The organism is Bradyrhizobium sp. LCT2, from assembly GCF_009931255.1.
Lineage (GTDB): Bacteria > Pseudomonadota > Alphaproteobacteria > Rhizobiales > Xanthobacteraceae > Bradyrhizobium > Bradyrhizobium diazoefficiens.
In genome coordinates this window covers 7,653,992-7,675,797 of the sequence record NZ_CP034432.1, presented here as the reverse complement: position 1 = coordinate 7,675,797, position 21,806 = coordinate 7,653,992, and the positions used below count along the sequence as shown (strand labels likewise).

Annotated in this window: 20 protein-coding genes; 12 read left to right on the top strand and 8 right to left on the bottom strand. The window is 64.5% G+C overall.

The window, feature by feature from the left end; all coding sequences use genetic code 11:
* Positions 1-343: 343 nt before the first annotated feature.
* Positions 344-487 (top strand): hypothetical protein, encoded by a 144-nt coding sequence (locus EI171_RS45050; RefSeq protein ID WP_165448142.1) that lies wholly within the window; start codon positions 344-346, stop codon positions 485-487.
* Positions 488-498: 11 nt separating this feature from the next.
* Here the strand turns inward: EI171_RS45050 and EI171_RS36325 are convergent, their stop codons facing one another.
* Both EI171_RS36325 and EI171_RS36320 read right to left on the bottom strand, forming a co-directional pair.
* The gene (locus EI171_RS36325) at positions 499-1,659 is read right to left on the bottom strand and encodes a glycosyltransferase family 4 protein (protein ID WP_161536146.1); all 1,161 of its coding nucleotides are present in this window, start codon (positions 1,657-1,659) and stop codon (positions 499-501) included.
* An 82-nt stretch (positions 1,660-1,741) separates the two neighbouring features.
* Complete coding sequence (locus EI171_RS36320) at positions 1,742-2,857, bottom strand: glycosyltransferase family 1 protein (protein WP_161536145.1); 1,116 nt, start codon at positions 2,855-2,857, stop codon at positions 1,742-1,744.
* A 310-nt stretch (positions 2,858-3,167) separates the two neighbouring features.
* Between EI171_RS36320 and EI171_RS36315 the strand changes: the two genes are divergently transcribed.
* The 3 genes from EI171_RS36315 (at position 3,168) to EI171_RS36305 (ending at position 6,780) form a co-directional block, all read left to right on the top strand.
* Positions 3,168-4,178 carry an NAD-dependent epimerase gene (locus EI171_RS36315; RefSeq protein WP_060910789.1) on the top strand — a complete coding sequence of 337 codons (1,011 nt, stop codon included), beginning with the start codon at positions 3,168-3,170 and terminating at the stop codon, positions 4,176-4,178.
* Positions 4,179-4,428: 250 nt separating this feature from the next.
* Positions 4,429-5,745, top strand: a complete 1,317-nt coding sequence (locus EI171_RS36310) for a UDP-glucose/GDP-mannose dehydrogenase family protein (protein ID WP_011085170.1) — start codon at positions 4,429-4,431, stop codon at positions 5,743-5,745.
* Positions 5,746-5,889: 144 nt separating this feature from the next.
* Positions 5,890-6,780, top strand: coding sequence for an aldose 1-epimerase family protein (locus EI171_RS36305; RefSeq protein WP_028175095.1), 891 nt, complete (start codon positions 5,890-5,892; stop codon positions 6,778-6,780).
* Positions 6,781-6,792: 12 nt separating this feature from the next.
* On the opposite strand, the gene EI171_RS36300 is transcribed toward EI171_RS36305, so the two are convergent.
* Complete coding sequence (locus EI171_RS36300; RefSeq protein ID WP_011085172.1) at positions 6,793-7,641, bottom strand: MBL fold metallo-hydrolase; 849 nt, start codon at positions 7,639-7,641, stop codon at positions 6,793-6,795.
* A gap of 334 nt (positions 7,642-7,975) precedes the next feature.
* On the opposite strand from EI171_RS36300, the gene EI171_RS36295 reads away from it, so the two are divergent.
* Positions 7,976-8,791: a response regulator transcription factor gene (locus EI171_RS36295; protein WP_011085173.1), complete on the top strand. Its 816-nt coding sequence runs from the start codon at positions 7,976-7,978 to the stop codon at positions 8,789-8,791.
* Positions 8,792-8,825: 34 nt separating this feature from the next.
* Here the strand turns inward: EI171_RS36295 and EI171_RS36290 are convergent, their stop codons facing one another.
* Both EI171_RS36290 and EI171_RS36285 read right to left on the bottom strand, forming a co-directional pair.
* Positions 8,826-9,965: a S9 family peptidase gene (locus EI171_RS36290; RefSeq protein WP_161536144.1), complete on the bottom strand. Its 1,140-nt coding sequence runs from the start codon at positions 9,963-9,965 to the stop codon at positions 8,826-8,828.
* 98 nt (positions 9,966-10,063) lie between these two features.
* Complete coding sequence (locus EI171_RS36285; RefSeq protein WP_028175093.1) at positions 10,064-10,450, bottom strand: cytochrome c family protein; 387 nt, start codon at positions 10,448-10,450, stop codon at positions 10,064-10,066.
* Positions 10,451-10,767: 317 nt separating this feature from the next.
* Here EI171_RS36285 and pgm point away from each other — a divergent pair, with 317 nt between their 5' ends.
* From pgm to EI171_RS36260, 5 genes are all read left to right on the top strand, one after another.
* Positions 10,768-12,414, top strand: coding sequence for a phosphoglucomutase (alpha-D-glucose-1,6-bisphosphate-dependent) (pgm, locus tag EI171_RS36280; protein ID WP_161536143.1), 1,647 nt, complete (start codon positions 10,768-10,770; stop codon positions 12,412-12,414).
* Positions 12,415-12,768: 354 nt separating this feature from the next.
* Positions 12,769-13,818 (top strand): aromatic ring-hydroxylating dioxygenase subunit alpha, encoded by a 1,050-nt coding sequence (locus tag EI171_RS36275; RefSeq protein WP_060910793.1) that lies wholly within the window; start codon positions 12,769-12,771, stop codon positions 13,816-13,818.
* A gap of 4 nt (positions 13,819-13,822) precedes the next feature.
* Positions 13,823-14,581, top strand: a complete 759-nt coding sequence (locus tag EI171_RS36270) for a GntR family transcriptional regulator (protein WP_011085178.1) — start codon at positions 13,823-13,825, stop codon at positions 14,579-14,581.
* Between the two features lie 5 nt (positions 14,582-14,586).
* Positions 14,587-15,567, top strand: a complete 981-nt coding sequence (locus EI171_RS36265) for a PDR/VanB family oxidoreductase (RefSeq protein WP_161536142.1) — start codon at positions 14,587-14,589, stop codon at positions 15,565-15,567.
* A gap of 196 nt (positions 15,568-15,763) precedes the next feature.
* Positions 15,764-16,207 (top strand): DoxX family protein, encoded by a 444-nt coding sequence (locus tag EI171_RS36260; RefSeq protein WP_246740336.1) that lies wholly within the window; start codon positions 15,764-15,766, stop codon positions 16,205-16,207.
* A gap of 6 nt (positions 16,208-16,213) precedes the next feature.
* Here the strand turns inward: EI171_RS36260 and EI171_RS45045 are convergent, their stop codons facing one another.
* From EI171_RS45045 to EI171_RS36250, 3 genes are all read right to left on the bottom strand, one after another.
* Complete coding sequence (locus EI171_RS45045) at positions 16,214-16,363, bottom strand: hypothetical protein (RefSeq protein WP_166466020.1); 150 nt, start codon at positions 16,361-16,363, stop codon at positions 16,214-16,216.
* Between the two features lie 186 nt (positions 16,364-16,549).
* Positions 16,550-18,511 carry a bifunctional diguanylate cyclase/phosphodiesterase gene (locus EI171_RS36255; protein WP_161536140.1) on the bottom strand — a complete coding sequence of 654 codons (1,962 nt, stop codon included), beginning with the start codon at positions 18,509-18,511 and terminating at the stop codon, positions 16,550-16,552.
* Positions 18,512-18,802: 291 nt separating this feature from the next.
* Positions 18,803-19,168, bottom strand: a complete 366-nt coding sequence (locus EI171_RS36250; protein ID WP_161536139.1) for a nuclear transport factor 2 family protein — start codon at positions 19,166-19,168, stop codon at positions 18,803-18,805.
* Positions 19,169-19,522: 354 nt separating this feature from the next.
* Here EI171_RS36250 and EI171_RS36245 point away from each other — a divergent pair, with 354 nt between their 5' ends.
* Positions 19,523-20,113, top strand: coding sequence for a TetR/AcrR family transcriptional regulator (locus EI171_RS36245; protein WP_161536138.1), 591 nt, complete (start codon positions 19,523-19,525; stop codon positions 20,111-20,113).
* 52 nt (positions 20,114-20,165) lie between these two features.
* The gene (locus EI171_RS36240) at positions 20,166-21,791 is read left to right on the top strand and encodes a GMC family oxidoreductase (RefSeq protein ID WP_060910798.1); all 1,626 of its coding nucleotides are present in this window, start codon (positions 20,166-20,168) and stop codon (positions 21,789-21,791) included.
* The last annotated feature ends 15 nt before the right edge of the window (positions 21,792-21,806 follow it).

The following is a 21,806-nucleotide window of genomic DNA, read 5'->3' as shown; positions in this document are numbered from 1 at the left end:
AAACTAGACATACACGTGTCCGATCGATGTCACGATTGAGGCCGCGGCTGAACTAGTGAGCTGCGGCGCGGAGATGGAATTGCATCGTCGCGAGATGAGATCGCCTAAACTTCAAGTCTTGGATCCGATTTTGAGTGACCCTGCGTTGTGTTTTCGTCGTCCTGCGGCGGGCATGGAGCCTGAGCGGACGCCCTCGCCGGGTGATCGCACCGATATTTCTGCGGCGGGATTCCACCTCCGTTAACGCTTAGATTCGGAAGCTGGCCGCGCGCTGGCGTCCGTAAGGTCTTCCTAATCCTGATCCGCCTACTTGTCGGCCAAACCAAAAGGGAAGGCGAAGACAATGTTGCACACCGGATCACTGCTGTTCGCAGCCGGCTTTCTCACCTGCGCGATGATGGTCGCCTCCGCAATTGCGTGGTCGTTCTCCGACAACCGTGTGAGTGACGGCGAGTTCGCGCAGGGCGATGCCCGCCGGATGGCTTGATCGCACGGCCGCTACGACCGCAGATTGTTCGGGAAGTCGGATTGCAGCTTCGCCTGCTGCCCGGATTCGCTTGTCCGCACGTGCAGGACGTCGGCATAGACCTGGCTCAAGGTGCGGTGCGTCTGCTCGATGTCGTAGAGGCGGCTGAAGCGCTCATATCCGGCCCGGCCGACCGCAGGCAGGTCCAGCCGGCTTGCGCGCTGAAAACCTTCAACCAGCTTTTCCGCCGAGACCTCGTCGCACAGCACGCCCGTCGCATTGTCTTCGACGATTTCCGGCAGGGCGCCGATGCGGAAGGCGATGATCGGCTTGGCCGCCCGCATGGCCTCGATCGCCACCAGGCCAAACGCCTCCCAGCGTGACGGAATTGCGACCATGTCGGCCTGGTCGAGCTCGGCCTCGATCTGGTTGCGGTTCATCCAGCCCAGGAAGGAAACGTTGGCCGGCAGGTCGCTTTGGTGGAATTTGCTGACGACCGACGCGCCGATCAGGCGCACATCCAGCGTGTTTCCGAGCGCGCGGGCCGCCTCGATGAGGAGATCATACCCCTTCTGGCGGTCGAGGCGTCCGATGAAGAGGACCTTGATCTTCTCCGATCGCCACGGCGCTGCGCGGGTGTCGAGCACGGGCCGCTGCTTGGAAATCCCGTTGTGCACAAGAACGAGGCGGTTCGCCGCGATCCCGACCTGCATCGCATCGGTCCGCTCGCTTTCCGAGATGCACACGATGCGGTGGGTGAATTTCGACAGCACGAGCTCGGTGAACTTCGTGACTTCGCGGCTGAGGCGGCCGGTCTCGCGGCCGAAGGCCCATCCGTGCGGGCAATAGACGATGCGTGAACGCCGATAGGTCAGCCAGAGCACCGGGCGCACCACGAGCCCGGCGAAGGACGAGTGAAGATGGATGACGTCGGGCCGAAACTCCCGGACCGCACGCATGGTCGCAGACAGCATGCGAAACAGGCCGACCGCGTTGCGGCCGTCGCGCGGAAACGTGGTGATGGCATCATCCTCGATGTTCACCAGATCGCTGCGATGATCGGACGGGACGACATAGTTGACGTTGCCGCGCCCGAAGCTCGCGCATTGATGCGGATGCAGCTCGTTGAGGTAGGTCGCGATGCCGCCTCTGACCGTTTCGGCGACATGCAGGACTTTCAGGCCGCTGGACAACGGTCATTCCTTTCTTGGCTTGCAGGCGCCGGATATTGCAGGCGCGCGTCTAACGTCTCGAAGCAGCAATATTTGGGCCGCGTCATTGTGTCTGACGGCTGGATGCGCCGTGGGGAGCGGGTTTGGCGAGGAATTCGAGCATCGCTGCGGCGGACTTGGCCCAGGAATATGTCGCCAGTCGCCTCTGCTGCTTCTCCTGTTCCGCCGGCGAGATCCGGCCGAGTGCAATTCTTTCGTGCATTCGTGCCGAAAGCTCGCCCGCGTTGAGGGGGTCGAAATAAACGGCCGCGTCGTCGCAAGTTTCGCGCACGGCTGCGGCCGAACTCGCGATCACCGGGCAGGCGAAGTACATCGCCTCCAGGGGAGGTATGCCGAAGCCCTCGTAGAGGCTGGGAAAAACGAACGCGGCAGCTCGAGCGAACAGCGCCGCGATCTCCTCGTCCTTGAGGCGCCCGGCGACGACGACGCCGGTTCTCGATTCCATGGCGTTGCCGCCAAAGACCTTGCTGTTGTCGCCTCCGACCACGACCAGCGGAAAATCCGCGCGGCCAAGCCGCTCGGCGGCGCGAATGGCGGTGTCGACATTCTTGTTCTTCGTCATCGAGCCGACGAAGAGGAAGAACCCGTAGGGCGCAAGATGCAGCTTTTCGATGATCGAGAAATCGGGCACGACGGTGGCGAAGTGCTCTGCGCTGTTGGGGATGACGGGGATCGACGCAGGATCAAGCGACAGCGCCTCGGCAAGTTCGTTGCGCGAAAACGTGGAAACTGTTGCGATCGTTGCTGTGCGTGCCAGCAAATGGCCGAGCGTCCGATGCAGGGCGAGGTAGCGCCAGCTGAAGAAGTCCGGACGTTTGAAAACCTGCGCATCGTGAATCACGACCAGGTGGTCGCGATGAAGCACGGGGCCGGAATTGGCGAGGCTGATGAGGCGCGTGCCGGCGGCCGCGCGTGCCAGATCGATCTGGTCCCACGCGTGCCCCTGCAACGATCCGACCTGCCTGACGTTGATACGGCGAAGACCGGGGAGCGGCTGCGCGTTCGGCGGCGACAGCACTTGCCACTCTGCGTCCAGGAGTTGTCGCGGAGCCTCTCCGCTCGCCAGCAAACGGTCCATCGCCTTGACGATTTCGGCGGCATAGCGCTGCACGCCGGTTAGCGACTGTGACAGGAACCTGCCATTGATGGAGAGTTTCAAAGCCGATCTTTTTCTTCGTGAGTGTCTTGTTTTTCGTGGGTGTCTTACGGTGGGTATCCTGCGCGAACGTTGCCTCAAGACTGAGCATTCGCGCCGAATATACGATCTATGCGGTGTAACACATGTGGAGCTATCGTCCGAGCATCCTCGCAGGCGGATAGCATGCGAGGATGCATGGCGCCATCATGTTTCCTACACATTTCGATGCGCTTACATGAGCGACTGATTTGACGATTGTCGTGATCGTCCGAACCTTGCCTCTCATGTCCTGGTCTGGCATTGCATTCGCGGAATCAACGAGGTGACAAATTTGCGGCCAGTGATCGTTACCGGTGCTGCCGGCTTTATCGGAATGCACGTTTGTGAACGGCTGTTGGCGCGTGGCGAGCAGGTCGTTGGCATCGATGCGCTCACTCCGTATTATGATCCAGCGCTGAAACGTGCACGCCTTGCAACGCTCGAGCACCGTCCGGGGTTCAGCTTCCACGAGATCGATCTTGCGGACTTCGCCGCGGTGACGCGCGTTTTCGACGAGGTCTCGCCCGATCGGGTCGTGCATCTGGCGGCGCAGCCAGGCGTGCGTGCGTCGATCGACGATCCCATCACCAGCATCCGCGCCAATTGCGACGGCTTCGTCACCGTGCTCGAAGCCGGCCGGCGCCATGGTGTGGCGCATCTCGTCTACGCCTCGTCGAGCTCCGTCTACGGCGCCAACCGCACCTTGCCGTATTCGACCGAGCATTCGGTGAACCATCCGGTCAGCCTTTACGCCGCGAGCAAGAAGGCCAACGAATTGATGGCGCACACCTACGCCCATGTTCACAAGCTGCCGGTGACCGGTCTGCGCTTCTTCACCGTCTACGGTCCGTGGGGCCGGCCCGACATGGCCGCCTGGCTGTTCACGCGCGCGATCTTCGCCAATGAGCCGATCAAGATTTTCAATAATGGCGACATGTGGCGCGACTTCACCTATATCGACGACATCGTCGAGGGCGTGATCCGCACCCTCGACCGGCCCGCGACGCCGAATCCCGCGTGGAACGCGGAAGCGCCGGAAAACTCGACGAGCTATGCGCCGTATCGCGTCTACAACATCGGCAACAACAGGTCGGTCAATCTGATCGAGTTCGTCGAGACGCTGGAGAAGATCATCGGCAAGCCCGCGATCCGCAAGCTGCTGCCGATGCAGGCCGGCGACGTCCTGGAGACGCGCGCCGACATTTCCGCGCTCCAGCGCGACGTCGGTTTCGCGCCTTCGACGCCGCTTGCGGAGGGTCTCGGCCGCTTCGTCGAGTGGTATCGAAAGTACCACGGCGTGTAACCCCGCGATCGCGCCAACACCGTGTTCCGCATCCGGACCGATGGTTAAATGCAGCGCGCCGGTCGCATATGTCGACTGCATTGTGTGCATGCGGCGCGTTTTGGGAAATGTCCGCCGTTGCCCCCGCGCAAGGCGGTGAAGGTTTGTTCGGCAGGTGATGCAGGCTGCCCTAATGTTGGGCGTGCGGTCGGATAGAGAATTGGTCTAGGGTGTTCAGTGGAGCATCCGTCTTCAACGGAAAGAGTCTTTCATGCGAATCGCGATGATCGGAACGGGCTATGTGGGACTGGTGTCCGGGGCCTGCTTTGCGGATTTCGGTCACGACGTCACCTGCGTCGACAAGGACGAGAAGAAGATCGCGGCGCTCCATCGCGGCGAGATCCCGATCTACGAGCCCGGGCTCGACGAGCTGGTCGCGACCAACGTCAAGGCCAAGCGGCTCGACTTCACCACCGACCTGTCGAAGCCGGTCGCGGACGCCGATGCCGTCTTCATCGCGGTCGGCACGCCGTCGCGCCGCGGTGACGGGCACGCCGATCTGTCCTACGTCTACGCCGCCGCGAAAGAGATCGCGCAGTCGCTGTCGGGCTTCACCGTCGTGGTGACCAAGTCGACCGTGCCGGTCGGCACCGGCGACGAGGTCGAGCGCATCATCCGCGAAACCAATCCCAACGCCGACGTCGTCGTCGCCTCCAACCCCGAATTCCTGCGCGAGGGCGCGGCGATCCGCGACTTCAAGTTCCCGGACCGCGTCGTGGTCGGCACCTCAGACGAGCGCGCCCGCAAGGTGATGGGCGACATCTATCGCCCGCTGTCGCTGAACCAGGCGCCGCTGATGTTCACGGCGCGCCGCACCGCCGAGATGATCAAATACGCTGCCAACGCGTTCCTCGCGACCAAGATCACCTTCATCAACGAGATCGCCGATCTCTCCGAAAAGGTCGGGGCCAACGTGCAGGAGGTCGCGCGCGGCATTGGCCTGGACAACCGCATCGGCACCAAGTTCCTGCATGCAGGTCCCGGCTTCGGCGGCTCGTGCTTCCCGAAGGACACCAAGGCGCTGATCAAGATCGCGCAGGACTACGACGTGTCCTTGCGCATCGTCGAATCCGTGCTGGCCGTCAACGAGAACCGCAAGCGCGCGATGGCGCGCAAGGTCAGCCAGGCGCTTGGCGGCTCGCTGCGCGGCAAGACCATCGCCGTACTCGGCCTCACCTTCAAGCCCGACACCGACGATATGCGCGATGCGCCGTCGATCCCGCTGGTGACCGGCCTGATCGACATGGGCGCCAAGGTGAAGGCCTTCGATCCCGTCGGCATGGAGCAGGCCAAGAGTGAGCTGCCCAGCATCACCTATTGCGAGGACGCCTATTCCTGTGCGCAAGGCGCCGATGCGCTGGTTGTCGTCACCGAATGGGTGCAGTTCCGCGGCCTCGATCTCGACCGGCTGAAGAGCGTCATGGCGCAGCCCGTCGTCGTCGACCTCCGCAACATCTACAGCCCCGAAGACATGCACGCCGCCGGCTTCACCTACGAGAGCGTCGGCCGTCCGTCGTCTCAGGCCTAGTACACGAGCCGCGGGGCACTGAGCTTCGCGACCTTTCGCCCGCCTCGTCCCGAGGCGGGCGAAATCGTCTTCGATGCGATATGATCGGTCACACGAAGCGGTCGCGCCCGGCCCGTCGGCCTCGCTGCCGCTATGGAGATTGTCATGACCGACGACACGCACTCGATCCGCAGCGGCGGGCTGACCGCGACCATCAAGGCGCACGGCGCCGAAATGTGCTCGCTGAAGAGCGATGCCGGCCTCGAATTCGTCTGGCAGGCCGCACCGGCCTGGCCGCGCCACGCGCCGCTGTTGTTTCCCATCGTCGGGCGTCTCGCCAACGACGAGCTGCGGCACCGGGGCAAGACATACCGGATGACCCAGCACGGCTTTGCGCGCGACAGCCGCTTCACGTGGGCGGAGCGCGGCGAGAGCCGCTGTGTGCTCGTGCTCGAAGACAGCGAGACGACGCGCGCGCTTTACCCGTTCGCGTTCCGCCTGACGGCCACCTATGCGATCGACGACGCCGGTCTCGATCTCTCGCTCACGATCGCCAACACCGGCAAGGAAACATTGCCGGCTTCGCTCGGTGGCCATCCCGCATTCAACTGGCCGCTTGAGCCCGGCGTGTCCAAGGAAGACTATGCGCTGACCTTCGCGAACGCCGAGTCGTCGCCCGTCCGCCGTCTCGACGGCGGCTTGCTGCGCGCGGCAACGGAGCCAAGTCCCGTCAGCGGCACCGTGCTCCCCTTGTCCGAATCCCTGTTCGTCGATGACGCCATCATCTTCGATCGCATCGACAGCAATTCGGTGCTTTATGCGGCCGGGCCGAGTGCATCCAGCGGGCCCTGGCTAAAGATGTCCTGGCGCGGCTTTCGCGAGCTTGGCGTCTGGTCGAAACCATCGGGCGCGCCGTTCCTCTGCATCGAGCCATGGCGCGGCTATGCCAGCCCGGCCGGCTTCGACGGCGCGTTCAGTGACAAGCCCGGCCTGATGCATATCGCAGCCGGCGCCGAAGAGCGCTTGTCGTTCCGGATCGAGGTCGCATCGTCCTGAGATCGGTGGCCTTCAGACCTCGATCCGCGTGAGGTCCTCGCCGAGCACGACGGGACCCGAATAGTCCTGCCGGACATCCGCGAGCAGCGCGTTCAGCATGGAATCGTCGGTGCGCGGCCGGTGATGGGTCAGCGCGAGCTTCTTCACGCCGGCCTTGGCCGCGACCTTGCCGACCGTGTCGCCGCAGGCGATCGTGAATTTCGCAAGCCGGCGGAGGTGCTCGTTGTTGATCTCCGGCGTCGCGAGAAAGCAGCACTGCACCAGCAGGTCGGCTCCCTCAGCCAGTCGTTCCAGACCGGGGCAGGGGACCGTGTCGCCGGATATCGCGATGACCTTGCCCTCCGCCTCGAAGCGGTAGCCGAGACACATCCAGCGCGCGAGGAAGGCCGGCGGCATGTCGAGGCCATCGCCATGCGAGACGAGCTCGGCGCTGATCTTCCAGCGCCCAGTGTCGAGAACCGGGCCCGGAATGATGTCGGTTGCGATGACCGGCTTCCAGCCGCCGAAGGTCGGCTCGCCCCGATCCCGCCAGGTGATGTCCTTGTCGTAGACCTGTGTGACCAGCGTGTTGACCAGCCGTTCGGTATCCGGCGGCCCATAGATGCGCAGCGCGTCCTTGCGCCCGTGCATCCATGAATTCAGCATCACATCGTAGAGGTCGCCGATATGGTCGAAATGGTGATGGGTGAGAAAGACCGTGTTGATGGCGCCAAGCGGCACGCCGGCCTTGCTGAGCTGCACCATGACGCCGCGGCCCGCATCGAACAGGATGTTCTCTTCGCCGAGCCTGATCAGCGTGGTCGTCGCCATGCGGCGCGGGTCCGGGCGCGGGCCGCCGGTGCCGAGCAGTATGACTTCCATGGCGCCTACTCCAGCGTCCAGATCCCCCGGGGACTCACATTAGATTTGAAGTCCGCGGCGGGGCAAGCCGCATCGGGCGTCGGAGGCGCTGCCGTTTCTCCGAAGTGACGGGCTTCTTTGCATAAGCCGGTGGTTGAATCCGGGTCCCGATGTGCGCGGTCGGCCGTCTTGGGCCGGCTCCCGGCGCTCGCGCGAGCCGTGCCTGCGCGATGATGCGCGGGATGAGAATTGTGGGCCAATTCATACTTTATACGTCGAGACTGTGACCAATATTGTTTAGGCAACACAACACGCCTAGTATTCCAGCAGGCAATTTCGGGGGCTCGAACCAGTTGTGAATGTTCGTTCACAGGACAGCGCGTTGCGCGACGACTTGAATTTTCAGGCCGGCCCGCAAGCACACAGGACATCCACCATCGTGGCTGATCCCGCACGTCAGGACGTGCGTCCCGCAGGCCGCGAGCGGCTGATCGTCGTCGAAGACGATCCGGTGACGCGGACGATGCTGGTCGGTTACTTCGGCGAGAACAATTTCGACGTGGTCGGTGCCGGCTCCTGCGCGGAATGCCGCCAGGCGCTGCGTGGGCGCGCCGACCTCATCTTCCTCGACGTGCAGTTGCCCGACGGCGACGGCTTCGAGCTCGCCAAGGAAATCCAGGCGACCAGCAACGCGGGCATCATCTTCGTGACCCGCCGCGACACCGACGTCGATCGCATCCTCGGCCTCGAGATCGCGGGCGACCACTACGTCACCAAGCCGATCAATCTGCGCGACCTGCTCGCGCGCGCCCGCAGCGTGCTGCGGCGGCGCTCGATCGACCGCAAGGCGGCGCGCAACCACAATTCGATCGCCTTCGGCGACTGGATCATCGATCTGACGCGGCGCGAGCTGCTCGGCAACGACGGCAAGCCGGTGTCACTGACGCGGGCCGAGTTCGACCTGCTGGCGGCGCTTGTCGGCGCCGACGGCAGGCCGCTCAGCCGCGACTATCTGATCGAGGTCGTCAGCAACCGCCAGGCCGAGGTCGACATCCGCACGGTCGATGCGCTGGTGGCGCGGCTGCGCCGCAAGCTCGTCGGCAGCGGCACGCCCGTGATCGCGACCGTCACCGGCGTCGGCTACAAGCTCGCGCTCAGCGAACGGCTCTAGCCTCATCCGTCGAAAGACCTGATCGCCCTCGCGCCTACCGCGCACGGGCGCTCTGGTCCGTTATTGTCCTTTGCGCGGCCCCGACCAGCCGGTCATCGACCGCGTAGAGCGCGCAGGTGGGCGACCATTTCATGCAGGCGCTGAGCGAATCGCGCTGGGCATCGTCGGCCGTCGCGCGCCCCGACCGCCAGCCGTAACCGCCGTTGGGCGACACCGCAAAAGCCTTGTGCGGCACGGTGCTGGCGAGATAGCGCGCGAACTCGGAGCGCGCGGCCTCGTTGAGCTGGCTCGGCGGCGGCAGCGGATCGGGCGGACTGAGGACGTCGTGGCCGAGCCCGCGCTCGCGCAGGAAGGCGTCCATATACGGCGTCCATTGCGGACGGCCGACCACGGAATAGAGATAATGGCCATCGTCGCCGTAAGGCGCCGCCGCGACGAATTTCACGTCGCCGCCGCCGCCGCGAAACCCGTCATAGAGCCGGCGGGCGAGATCGGGCCCGAAGAACAGGTCGTTGGTCGCGTAAACCCACAGCATCGGCACGCGGGACGTCTTGCCGAAGGTGGCGAAGGCCTGCACCAGCCCACCCTCGTTGCAGACGTCGTCGTCCTCGCGCGAGCCGCGGCCGCCGGCAAAGCTGATCGCGGCGACGAGACCGGCCGGTGCCTGCGCCGTCAGCGCGACGGTGGCGAGCCCGCCGGCGGAATGGCCGGCCGCGATCATGCCCGATGTCGTGACGTCGGCCCGACGTGCCATCGCATCGATCGCCGCGCGCAAATCCGCGACCGCAACCGCCGCCGCCGGCAGGTAGGCCGCGTTGGCGCAGCCGCCGACGCTGTCGACGCGTCCACCGGGCGAGGTGCCGTAGCCGCGCCGCATCACGATCAGCGCAGCAAAGCCGCGCCGGGCGTATTCCAGCGCGATGCCGTAATATTTGTGCGCGGACATGGTCGCGCGGTCGTCGAAATTGCGCGGCGAGCCGTGGCTGAGCAGCGCGAGCGGATAGCGCTTCGTCCCCGCCGGGCGCACCAGGAAAGCTTCCAGCCCCTGCGGCCCGGCCTCCGTCATCGGGATGCGGAGGTCCTCGGTGTAGAACTCGGCGGCGTTCGCGCGAGCCGCAGCCCCCGCGATGGCGAGCAAGATAAGCACGGGCAGATGCCAGCGCGCGAGGTCCATGCGTGGATGATTCTCCGTGGCCGCGTGGATCATAACAGAACCGCATGACCCGGCGAACGGGCGTTGTCCCGGATCGATCTAGCGTCCGCCCCGATCGTTCATCTCAACGTCTGAAGATAGGCGATGACATTGGCCCGGTCTGCGGGGTTCGGCAGCCCCTTGAAGAACATCTTGACGCCGTGGACGTCGCCGCGGGGGTCTGCGAGATAGGCGTCCAGCGTTGTTGGCGTCCAGGCCTGCTTGTTGGCCTTCATTGCATCAGAATAGGCGAAGTCCGGGACGATTGCAGGCTTGCGGTCGATGACATTCCAGAGACTTGGGCCGACCTTGTTCACCCCGATCACCGCCGCGTGGCAGTTCTCACAGGTCCGCTGGAAGACGGCCTTGCCCCTCGCCGGATCGCCCTCCGCGGCGGAGGCGGACGACGTGGCCAAAGACGATGTGGTCAGGGCCAGCATGAGCACGAAGATCAGACGACCGGTCATCTTAGTCTACTCCCCCACGGAATCAGCCAAGGAATCAGCCAAGGGATCAGGCGGCTAATCCCGCAAATCCCCCGCCTTCGTTCATCAATCGGAAAGCAGCGTGCCCACGCGGCGCGGCGGCGTCTTTGTCCTGCATCAACCGATATCCGGGACCAAAGTACGAGGGCGCGCCATGCGTAATCGCCATGGATCATCCTGTGCGGATTGGCGTTGTTGGTTGATCGTTGACCGGAGCGCGGCATCGGGCCGGTTTGGCGACGGGCTGGCCGATGGTATGGTGTTCTAGTGCGTCGTTCGAAGGGTACAGGGGAGTTGCAGTGGCAGAAGTTGATCCCGCGGCGGGTAAGCCGGTTGCGCAGAGCGCGCTCGCCAATATTCCGCGGCTGGTGACGGCCTATTTCGCCGGCAAGCCGGACGTGGCTGATCCGGCGCAACGGGTGGCGTTCGGCACCTCCGGTCATCGCGGCACCTCGTTCAGGAACACCTTCAACGAGGGCCATATCCTCGCGACCACGCAGGCAATTTGTGACTACAGAAAGGAGAAGGGGCTGACCGGCCCGCTCTTCATCGGCATCGACACCCACGCGCTGGCCGAGCCGGCGCTGGTCAGCGCCGTCGAGGTGTTCGCGGCGAACGGCGTCGACGTCATGGTCGACAAGGACGGCGGCTACACGCCGACGCCTGTCATCTCGCACGCGATCCTCACCTACAACAAGGGCCGCACGTCGGGCCTCGCCGACGGCGTCGTCGTCACGCCCTCGCACAATCCGCCGGAAGACGGCGGCTACAAATACAATCCGCCGCATGGCGGCCCGGCCGACACCGATGCGACTTCCGTCGTCGAGAAGCGTGCCAACGCCTATCTTGCCGACGGGCTCAAGGGCGTCGCGCGCATGGACTATGCCAGGGCGAAAAAGTCCGCGACCGTCCACGCCTACGACTTCATCACGCCCTACGTCGCCGATCTCGGCAACGTCGTCGATCTCGATCTCGTCAAATCCGCCGGCATCAATATCGGCATCGATCCGCTCGGCGGCGCCGCCGTGCATTACTGGCATCCGATCATCGAGCGCTACGGCCTCAAGGCCACGGTGGTGAACGAGGCGATCGATCCGACCTTCCGCTTCATGACCGTCGACTGGGACGGCAAGATCCGCATGGACTGCTCCTCGCCTTACGCGATGGCGAGCCTGATCGCGATGCGCGACCGCTTCGACGTTGCCTTCGCCAACGACACCGATGCCGACCGCCACGGCATCGTGACGCGCACCGGCGGCCTGATGAATCCGAACCACTACCTCGCGACCGCGATCTCCTATCTGTTCGCGCACCGCCCGAACTGGAGCAAGGATGCCGCGATCGGCAAGACCGTGGTGTCGAGCTCGATCATCGACCGCGTCGCCAAGAAGCTCGGCCGCAAGCTGGTCGAGACGCCGGTCGGCTTCAAATGGTTCGTCGACGGCCTCCTCACGGGCGGCTTCGGCTTCGGCGGCGAGGAGAGTGCAGGGGCCTCGTTCCTGCGCCGCGACGGCACGGTGTGGACCACCGACAAGGACGGCATCATCCTCGGCCTGCTTGCCGCCGAGATCATTGCGAAGACCGGCCGCGATCCGAGTCAGCTGTTTGGCGACCTCACGGCCGAGTTCGGCGTGCCGCATTACGCGCGCATCGACGTCGCGGCGACCACACCGCAGAAGAACATCTTGAAGTCCGTCACGCCCGAGCAACTCGGCCTGAAGGATCTCGCCGGCGATCCCGTCCGCGCCACGCTGAGCAAGGCGCCCGGCAACGGCCAGCCGTTCGGCGGCATCAAGGTCGAGACCGATTTCGGCTGGTTCGCAGCGAGGCCGTCGGGGACCGAGGACGTCTACAAGATCTACGCGGAGAGCTTTCGCAGCACCGAGCACCTGAAGCGGATTCAGGAAGAGGCCCAGGCCGGGCTGGCGAAGGTGTTCGGGGCGTAGTTGCCCCAAGAGCAGAGCAAAATCACACGCGTGCACGATAAATCGTCATGCCCGGGCTTGCCGTCTTGGCTGAAGCTTCGCCGGCCCAACACCGAATGCCCGGCGAAGCCTTGGCGGAGCCGGGTCCCGGGCATCCACGTTCTTCGCACCGCGTGGCAACGCGTGGATGGCCGGGACAAGCCCGGCCATGACGCTATTGAGGCGCTAGTGACTGAGCTCTCAGACCATATGCGGTGAGTATGTATACTGGATAGCCTATAATGGTAATTTAGTAGGGCTATTTCGGCCTTGAATGGCTCTTTTTCCTCCCTTATTGTATACATAACGTATTCATAAGCCGTGGGAGTGAGACCGATGACAAAACCCTTCCCGATGAACGCCTGGTACGCCGCCGCCTGGGACGCCGAGGTGAAGCCGGCGCTGTTGCCGCGAACGATCTGCGGCAAGCATGTCGTGATGTACCGGAAGGCCGACGGCTCGGTGGCCGCGCTGGAGGATGCCTGCTGGCATCGCCTGGTGCCGCTGTCCAAGGGCCGGCTCGAGGGCGACACCGTCGTCTGCGGCTATCACGGCCTGAAGTACAATGCGCAGGGGCGCTGCACCTTCATGCCCTCGCAGGAGACCATCAATCCCTCGGCCTGCGTCCGCGCCTATCCCGTGGTCGAGCGCCATCGCTACATCTGGCTCTGGATGGGCGACCCCGCGCTGGCCGATCCCGCGCTCGTGCCCGACATGCACTGGAATCACGATCCGGCCTGGGCCGGCGACGGCAAGACCATCCGCGTCAATTGCGACTACCGCCTCGTGCTCGACAATCTCATGGACCTCACCCACGAGACCTTCGTGCACGGCTCCTCGATCGGAAACGACGCGGTCGCCGAAGCCCCGTTCGACGTCACCCATGGCGAGAAGACGGTGACGGTGACGCGCTGGATGCGGAACATCGAGCCGCCGCCGTTCTGGGCCAAGCAGCTCGGCAAGCCCGGCCTTGTCGACCGCTGGCAGATCATCCGCTTCGAGGCGCCCTGCACCATCGCTATCGACGTCGGCGTGGCGCCGACAGGCACCGGCGCGCCGGAAGGCGACCGCTCGCAGGGCGTCAACGGCTTCGTGCTCAACACCATCACGCCGGAGACGGAGAAGACCTGTCACTATTTCTGGGCCTTCGTCCGCAACTATCAGATCGGCGAGCAGCGCATCACCACCGAAATCCGCGAGGGCGTCTCCGGCATCTTCCACGAGGACGAGCTGATCCTCGAAGCGCAGCAGCGCGCGATGGACGAGAACCCGGATCGCGTCTTCTACAACCTCAACATCGACGCCGGCGCGATGTGGACGCGCAAGCTGATCGACAAGATGGTGGCGAAGGAAAACGCGCCGCAGCACCTTCAGGCCGCGGAGTAGCGATATGGCCGAGCGCGAGGTCGACCGCTCCGTCTCGCAGACCGTGAAGGCGCAGCTCGCGCTGCGCGACCAGATCCTGTCGGGGTCCTTGCGTCCCGGCGAGCGCATCTCCGAGCTTCAGGCGGTGGAGACGACGGGTGCCTCGCGCACGCCGGTGCGCATGGCGCTGGTGCGGCTGGAGGAGGAGGGCCTGTTGGAGGCGATTCCCTCCGGCGGTTTCATGGTGAAGGCGTTCTCCGAGCGCGACATCTCCGATTCCATCGAGCTGCGCGGCACGCTGGAAGGGCTCGCCGCGCGCTTTGCCGCCGAGCGCGGCGTCTCCGCGCGCGAGCTCGAGCCGTTGAAGGAATGCTCAGCTGCGATCGACGAATTGCTGCGCCAGGTGCCGATCTCGGTCGACGCCTTCTCGTCCTATGTCACGCTGAACGCGCGCTTCCACGCGCTTCTCACGGAATTGTCGCGCAGCCCGCCTTTGATCCGGCAGATCGACCGTGCCTCCGCGCTGCCGTTCGCCTCGCCAAGCGGCTTCGTGATGGCGCAATCGGCGCTGCCCGAGGCGCAGCAGATCCTGATCATCGGGCAGGAGCACCACCGCGTCGTCATCGACGCCATCGAAAACCGCGAGGGCGCGCGCGCCGAAGCGATCATGCGCGAGCACGCGCGGCTCGCCGTACGCAACCTGCGGCTCGCGCTGCGCAACCGGACTCATCTCGACCTCTTGCCGGCGCTCGCGCTGATCAAGACCGCAACCGACCAGGGCTAGTCACCATGCGCTTCATCGAAACCTGGACCCCGGCGACGCTCGTCTCGACGCGTGACCTTGCGCCCGGCATCCGCGAATTCCTGATCCTGCCCGACCAGTTCGACGGCGCCGCCTATCCGGTCGGCAGCCACATCAATGTCAGCGTGACCATCGACGGCCTGCCCGAGACGCGGTCCTATTCGCTGGTCGGCGAGGCCTCCGCGCGTGGCTTGCGGATCGCGGTGCGCCGCGCCGAGGATTCCCGCGGCGGCTCGCGCTATATGTGGCAATTGGCACCGGGCGCGCGGCTCGACATCACCCAGCCCGCCTCGCTGCTCGCGGTCGACTGGGCGCGCGACAATTATTGCCTGATCGCCGGCGGCATCGGCATCACCCCGATTCTCGGCGCGGCGCAGGCGCTGGCGCCGCGAGGGGCAAACGTCACGCTGCACTATGCCGTGCGCTCGCGTAGCGACGCCGCCTATCTCGACGATCTCGCCGGGATGCTCGGCGACCGCCTGGTGGTCCATGCGAGCGACGAAGGCCGCCGGCTCGATCTCGACGCGCTGTTCGCGTCATTGCCGCAAGGTGCGCTGGCGCTGTTCTGCGGCCCGATGCGGATGCTGGATGCCGCGCGCCACGCCTGGATCGGCGCCGGCCATCCGCTTCCCGATCTCCGCTACGAAACCTTCGGCTCCAGCGGCACGCTGCCGACCGAGACGTTTCGCGTGCGCTTGAAGGACACGAACATCGAGCTCGAAATTCCCCGCGAGCGCTCGATGCTGGACGTGCTCAATGCCAGCGGGCATGACGTGATGTACGACTGCAAGCGCGGCGAATGCGGGCTGTGTGCCATCGACGTGGTCGAGGTCGACGGCGAGATCGACCATCGCGACGTCTTCTTCAGCGACCATCAGAAACAGAGCAACCAGAAGATCTGCGCCTGCGTCTCCCGTGCCCGCGGCACCATCACCGTGGACACGTTGCTGCGCGCGGACGCGATCTGACCGGGCTGGAAGGCGTACCCGGAAAACGCGATCGGCCTGAAGGCTTGCGCATCCGCTCTGCGTGACGAAGCGGGCTTCGTTTGCCGCGCCAACGAGCCGGCAAGAGCGCTTCGTACGGTCCACCAATCATGATAGGATTGCTCTCGGCAGTCAAAGTGTTCAGCCGGTCTTGGACAACAAGGGTGGAGGTTCTGCCATGAAATCCAATTCGGTCTCGCGGGCAGTCGATGAGTTCGCCACAGGGAGTGCCGACTCGCTGATCTTGATCGGCCGCGTTCTGCTCGCATGGGTATTCGTCGGAAGCGCCTACGGAGCAATATCCGACTTCAGCGGCTCCGTGGGTTATTTCAGGTCCCTGCACCTTCCAGCACCTGAGCTGTTCACCATGACGAACGTCGCACTGGAAGTATTGATATCCGTTGGTTTGATATTGGGCGTCGGCACGCGCTACTGTGCAATTCTGACGTTTGTGTTCGTCGTGGCGGCAACGGCTATCGCGCACCGCTACTGGGAGTATCCCGCTGGCGCGCAGCAGATTGGTCAATACAACCATTTCCTGAAGAACATCTCGATCATGGGAGGCGCGATGTTGATCTTCGTCACCGGGGCAGGCCGGTTCAGTTTCGATCGGGCATCGTAGCCGACATCACTTCAAGTTGGGCTTGAAAGCTTCCGCGATCACACGGCGGACGCTCTTTGAGAGCGGTTTGAGGGCCTTGCTCAGGAAGGCGAACAGAAGCATCAGCCATGTCGCAAGCGCGGCACACCACAGCACGACGTCAAATATCTCAGGCATGATGATGCCCCTCAAAAATGACTACTCTGAAATGGGGGCAAGTGTTGCTTAGTGGAGCCGACACAGCAAGTCATCTTTAGAGGTAGCGCGCCGAAACACTCGGAAACCACTCTCAGAACAGCGGGTAGCCTTAGGTCATGGAAGCAGACCAATCCCATGATACCGGCGACTTTCCGACTGTATGCTCTACGCCGCGTAGGTCGCCACCAACTTTTTCGTGTCGAGCAGCGCGAGCACGCCATCGGCCGACACCGGCCGGCTGATCAGATAGCCTTGGACTTCGTCGCAACTGATCTGGCGCAGATATTCGAGCTGGTCGGCAGTCTCGACGCCCTCGGCGACCACGGCGATGCGCAGGTCGCGTGCGAGCGAAATCACCGACTTCACGATCGCGGCACAGTCGGGCTGCACCAGCATGTCGCTGATGAAGGACTGGTCGATCTTGATGCGGCTGAACGGCAGCTTGCGCAAGTAAGTCAGTGACGAGAACCCGGTGCCGAAATCATCCAGCGCCACGGTGACGCCGAGTTGCAGCAGCGCGTTCAGGATCGACGCGGCCGAGCCGTATTTCGACAGCAGCATCGATTCCGTGATCTCGACCTCGAGCCGGCTGGGCGAGACCTTCGCGTCGGCCAGCGCCTGCACGATGGTCTGGAGGATGCCGGTGTTGTGAAACTGCGCCGCGGAGAAATTCACCGCGACCCTGATCTCTTCGGGCCAGTCCGCCAGCGTGGCGCAGGCACGCCGGATCACCCATTCGCCGATCTCGTGGATCAGCCCTGTCTCCTCGGCGATGGGGATGAACTCACTCGGCGGCACCAGTCCGCGCGAGGGATGCTGCCAGCGCAACAGCGCCTCGAAGCCCGTGATCCGGTTCTCGGCGAGGTCGAGGAACGGCTGGAACGCCAGGAACAGCTCGTCCCTGGCGATCGCGCCCTCGAGGTCCGATTGCAGCGCTTTGCGGTCGCGCGACACCCTGTCGTCGCTGTCCTCGAAGAAACAGACCGTGCCGGGTCCCGCCTTCTTGGCGCGGTAGAGCGCGGCGTCGGCATTCTTCATGACGTCGAGCGCCGTGTTGCCGTCCCGTGGCGCCAGCACGATGCCGACGCTGGTTGCGCCCACGATCTGGCGGCCTTCGATCGGGAACGGCTCGGCGAACGACGCGACGAAGCGCTCGGCGATCTCGAGCGCATCTTCGGGCCGTGCCAGATTGGCCATCACCAGCGCGAACTCGTCGCCGCCGATGCGCGCGACGTGCTCGGCTGCGCGGGTGCAGCGTTGTAGGCGGCTTGCGACCTGGACCAGGAATTCGTCGCCGGCGGGATGGCCGAACTTGTCGTTGACCTCCTTGAAGCGATCGAGGTCGAGCAGCAGCACCGCGAACTCTTCGCCCGACAGGGCCAGCCGCTTCAAGGCGGCATCGAGCGTCTCGTTGAAGGCGAAGCGGTTGGGCAGATGCGTCAACGGATCCTGCCGCACCGTGCGCTCGGCCTCGACCTGCCGTATCACGCGCCGCGCAAACGAGAACGAATTGACGAACACGGCGCGGAGCAGCACGGTCCCGTAGACCGCCACCAGGATGGCGATCAGCAAATAGGCCACATCGTTGCTGCGTCCAAGGCAGATGGCGATCCCGAGGAAGAGGGGCGCCGTGAATGCGATCGCCGCGATCGGAATCGTGGCGAAGGCAAATGCGCCGCCGGCAAGCATCCCGGAGCACAGGCAGGTGATGACGAGTTTTCCGCCGGTGTCGGCGTCGGCGAAGAAGGCGACCGGTACGATGCCCCAGACAGCCCCGAGCACGAAGGCATTGCGCACCAGCCGGTGCACGGCGCGCCGCGAGACGAATTGCGGCTTGGTGATGCGGCGCGAGGCATGGGATTGCACACCGAACGCGATTGCGGCGCCGGCCACGGTGACCGCCCAGATCAGGGCGAACGCCCTGTCCGGCGACTGCCACAGCGCGATCGCCAGCACGGCGGCGTTGCAGGCATTGGCGAGCATGATGCCGACCGAATAGCCGAGCACCAGCGACATCTGTTCTGCGCGGATGTGACCGGCCAGCGCCTCGTCGGTTGCGGGACCGCCGAACGCTGACAGATCGCCGGCGAACAGCCGCGCGAAATAGGTGGTCAGTTGAGTCCGCATTCCAGAGCCTAGCAGGATGGGCCGTTCGTCCGGCTCGATCGGGAGAATTCGCTGCAAACCTTTGACGAACTATGAATTATCCCCGCTTGGCACGGTCGCCGCGACCACTTCTGCGTGTTCCAATCGACAGTATCGATAACAAATCGATACAAATGCGGCACCCCGCGTTACAGCTGTAACCGCAGGAGCATGTTCCCTACCAACTCCGCGGTCATGCCCCGCGACCCGGCTACGCCAAGGCTTCGCCGAGGTTGAGGTCCAGGGGATGACACCTGTGTCCGGGAGACGCGATCACCGCCCCAGCTGTTTCGGGTCGTAATAGAACCGTTCTTCGATCAACTCGTCACCCCGCCAGGTCTGCCACGCGATCTCATCCAACGTTCGGACGACCCCTTCAGCGCTGGTGAAGCTGAACCGCCAGCGTGTCGCGACAGTGTCGCCCTCGATCAGGCTCGGCCCGATGCGCGCGGCCTTGACCTCCTTGGTCGCTGCCAGCACACCGCGCTCTTTCGCTGCCAGTGCTTCCCGGCCGACAGTCGGCGCGGCGTTGTTTTCATAGGTGGCGGCGTCGGGCGCATAGAATTGTTCGATCGCGCCGACGAAGTCCCCGTACTCCAGCCGCTTTGCAAAAGCTTCGACGATCTCACGGCTCGGCATGGCGCACCTTTCGATTAAAACCGACTGTTGGTCGGTAAATACCGACCGGTAGTCGAAAAGTCAACTGGCTGCGTGAAGCGAATTCGATTACACGAGATTGATGAGATGAAGCCCAGCTAGTGCCTCAACGAAGATGCGTTCCCTCCCCCCTTGTGGGGGAGGGCTAGGGAGAGGGGTAGCTCAGCAAAGAGTGCCAGTTGTTGATGATGCACCGAACGGATGCGCGATCGATGGAATCCCCGTGTGGAACCCCCCTAACTGCCCCTCCCCCACAAGGGGAGAGGGAACGGAAAGAGCGTCGCTCGTGGCCGAACTCGCTTCGATCTCAACTCACCGCGCTATAGACGAGACGACATGGCGAAACAGGCGGAGCGGCGGGCGGCGACATCGGAGGCGATCCTGGCGGCGGCGCGCCGCCTGTTCGGGACGCAGGGCTTTGCCGCCACCACGATGGACGAGATTGCGCAAGCGGCCTCCGTCGCCAAGGGCGCGGTCTACCATCACTTCAAGACCAAGGAGGCGGTGTTCGAGGCCGTATTCGACCTGGTCTCGCGCGACCTCGTCGCGGAGATCGACAGCACCGCGCGGGCCGAGAAGGACGTGCTCGCCGCGATGGTCGCCGGCACCCAGCATTACTTTGCAGCGACCGCCAAGGGCCCGACCGGTCAGATCATCCTGCGCGACGGCCCGGCCGTGCTGGGCTGGGAGCGTTGGCGAGAGATCGACGCGCAGCATTTTGGCGGCAAGCTGCCGCGCGCGATCGCGGCCGCGATGGAGGCCGGCCTGATCGCGCGGCAGCCGGTCGAGCCACTGGCGCGGCTGCTGCTCGGTGCGGTCACGGAGGCTGCGGTCGCCTGCGCCGGACGCGCGGATATCGCAAGGGCGGGCGCGGAATATGCCCGCGCGTTCAAGTCGCTGGTCGAGGCGCTGCGTCTGCGCGCATGATCGTGGTAAGTGACGAAACGGAAACGCCCACCAACAAGAACACTGGCAAGACATGACCGCAAACTCCTCTCTCTCGCCGTCCGATCCCGAATTCGACTACATCATCGTCGGCGCCGGCTCCGCCGGCTGCGTGCTCGCCAACCGCCTGTCTGCGGACGGCAAGCACAGCGTGCTGCTGCTCGAGGCCGGCCCGAAAGATTCCAATATCTGGATCCACGTGCCGCTCGGCTACGGCAAACTGTTCAAGGAGAAGAGCGTCAACTGGATGTACCAGACCGAGCCGGAGCCCGAGCTGAAGGGGCGCCAGGTGTTCCAGCCGCGCGGTAAGACGCTGGGCGGCTCGAGCTCGATCAACGGCCTGCTCTATGTTCGCGGCCAGCACGAGGACTATGACCGCTGGCGCCAGCGCGGCAACACCGGCTGGGGCTATGACGACGTGCTGCCCTATTTCAAGAAGGCCGAGAGCCAGTCGCGCGGCGCCGACCAGTATCACGGCAGCGGCGGCCCGCTGCCGGTCTCCAACATGACCGTGACCGATCCGCTGTCGAAGGCCTTCATCGACGCCGCGGTCGAGACCGGTCTGCCCTACAATCCCGATTTCAACGGCGCCACGCAGGAAGGCGTCGGCCTGTTCCAGACCACGACGCGCAACGGCCGCCGCGCATCGACGTCGGTCGCCTATCTCGGCCCGGCGAAGACGCGCGGCAACCTCAGGATCGAGACTGAGGCGCTCGGCCAGCGCGTGCTGTTCGAGGGCCGCCGCGCCGTCGGCGTCGAGTATCGGCAGGGCGCAACTGTGCGCCGTGCCCGCGCGCGCAAGGAGATCGTGCTATCGAGCGGCGCCTACAATTCGCCGCAGCTGCTGCAACTCTCCGGCGTCGGCCCCGGCGATCTGCTGCGCAAGTACGGCATTGACGTGGTGCTGGATGCGCAAGGCGTCGGCCACGATCTCCAGGACCACATGCAGGTCCGCATCGTGATGCGCTGCTCGCAGAAGATCACGCTCAACGACACCGTCAATCATCCGCTCCGCCGCACGCTCGCCGGCGCGCGCTATGCGCTGTTCCGGAAGGGCTGGCTGACGATCGCGGCGGGCACGGCCGGCGCGTTCTTCAAGACCAGCCCGCGGCTCGCCTCGCCCGACATCCAGGTCCACTTCCTGCCGTTCTCGACCGACAAGATGGGCGAGAAGCTGCACGATTTCTCCGGCTTCACCGCCTCGGTCTGCCAGCTCCGCCCCGAAAGCCGTGGGACCTTGCGGATCCGGAGCGCCGACCCGACCGTGCCGCCGGAAATCCGCATCAACTACATGTCTACCGAGACCGATCGCACCACCAACGTCGAGGCCCTGAAGATCCTGCGCAAGATATTGAATGCGCCGGCGCTGAAGCCGTTCGTGGTCAGCGAATACGATCCCGGGGCGAAGGTATCCACGGATGGAGAGCTGCTCGATTATTGCCGCGAGCGTGGCAGCACCATCTACCATCCGACCTCGACCTGTCGTATGGGCAACGACGCGCTCGCGGTGGTGGACCAGCGGCTGAAGGTGAGGGGGCTCGAAGGCCTTCGCGTCGTCGACGGCTCGGTCATGCCGGACCTCGTATCGGGGAACACCAACGCGCCGATCATCATGATCGCCGAAAAGGCCTCCGACATGATATTGGAGGATGCGCGGTAAAACCCGCGCGAGAAG

What these genes read in the sequence shown, in the direction of transcription:
- EI171_RS45050 (WP_165448142.1), top strand. Translation starts at nt 344, where the DNA reads ATGTTGCACACCGGATCACTGCTGTTCGCAGCCGGCTTTCTCACCTGC.
- EI171_RS36310 (WP_011085170.1), top strand. Translation starts at nt 4,429, where the DNA reads ATGCGAATCGCGATGATCGGAACGGGCTATGTGGGACTGGTGTCCGGG.
- EI171_RS36305 (WP_028175095.1), top strand. Translation starts at nt 5,890, where the DNA reads ATGACCGACGACACGCACTCGATCCGCAGCGGCGGGCTGACCGCGACC.
- EI171_RS36300 (WP_011085172.1), bottom strand. Translation starts at nt 7,641, where the DNA reads ATGGAAGTCATACTGCTCGGCACCGGCGGCCCGCGCCCGGACCCGCGC.
- EI171_RS36290 (WP_161536144.1), bottom strand. Translation starts at nt 9,965, where the DNA reads ATGGACCTCGCGCGCTGGCATCTGCCCGTGCTTATCTTGCTCGCCATC.
- EI171_RS36285 (WP_028175093.1), bottom strand. Translation starts at nt 10,450, where the DNA reads ATGACCGGTCGTCTGATCTTCGTGCTCATGCTGGCCCTGACCACATCG.
- EI171_RS36275 (WP_060910793.1), top strand. Translation starts at nt 12,769, where the DNA reads ATGACAAAACCCTTCCCGATGAACGCCTGGTACGCCGCCGCCTGGGAC.
- EI171_RS36270 (WP_011085178.1), top strand. Translation starts at nt 13,823, where the DNA reads ATGGCCGAGCGCGAGGTCGACCGCTCCGTCTCGCAGACCGTGAAGGCG.
- EI171_RS36265 (WP_161536142.1), top strand. Translation starts at nt 14,587, where the DNA reads ATGCGCTTCATCGAAACCTGGACCCCGGCGACGCTCGTCTCGACGCGT.
- EI171_RS36260 (WP_246740336.1), top strand. Translation starts at nt 15,764, where the DNA reads ATGAAATCCAATTCGGTCTCGCGGGCAGTCGATGAGTTCGCCACAGGG.
- EI171_RS45045 (WP_166466020.1), bottom strand. Translation starts at nt 16,363, where the DNA reads ATGCCTGAGATATTTGACGTCGTGCTGTGGTGTGCCGCGCTTGCGACA.
- EI171_RS36255 (WP_161536140.1), bottom strand. Translation starts at nt 18,511, where the DNA reads ATGCGGACTCAACTGACCACCTATTTCGCGCGGCTGTTCGCCGGCGAT.
- EI171_RS36250 (WP_161536139.1), bottom strand. Translation starts at nt 19,168, where the DNA reads ATGCCGAGCCGTGAGATCGTCGAAGCTTTTGCAAAGCGGCTGGAGTAC.
- EI171_RS36245 (WP_161536138.1), top strand. Translation starts at nt 19,523, where the DNA reads ATGGCGAAACAGGCGGAGCGGCGGGCGGCGACATCGGAGGCGATCCTG.
- EI171_RS36240 (WP_060910798.1), top strand. Translation starts at nt 20,166, where the DNA reads ATGACCGCAAACTCCTCTCTCTCGCCGTCCGATCCCGAATTCGACTAC.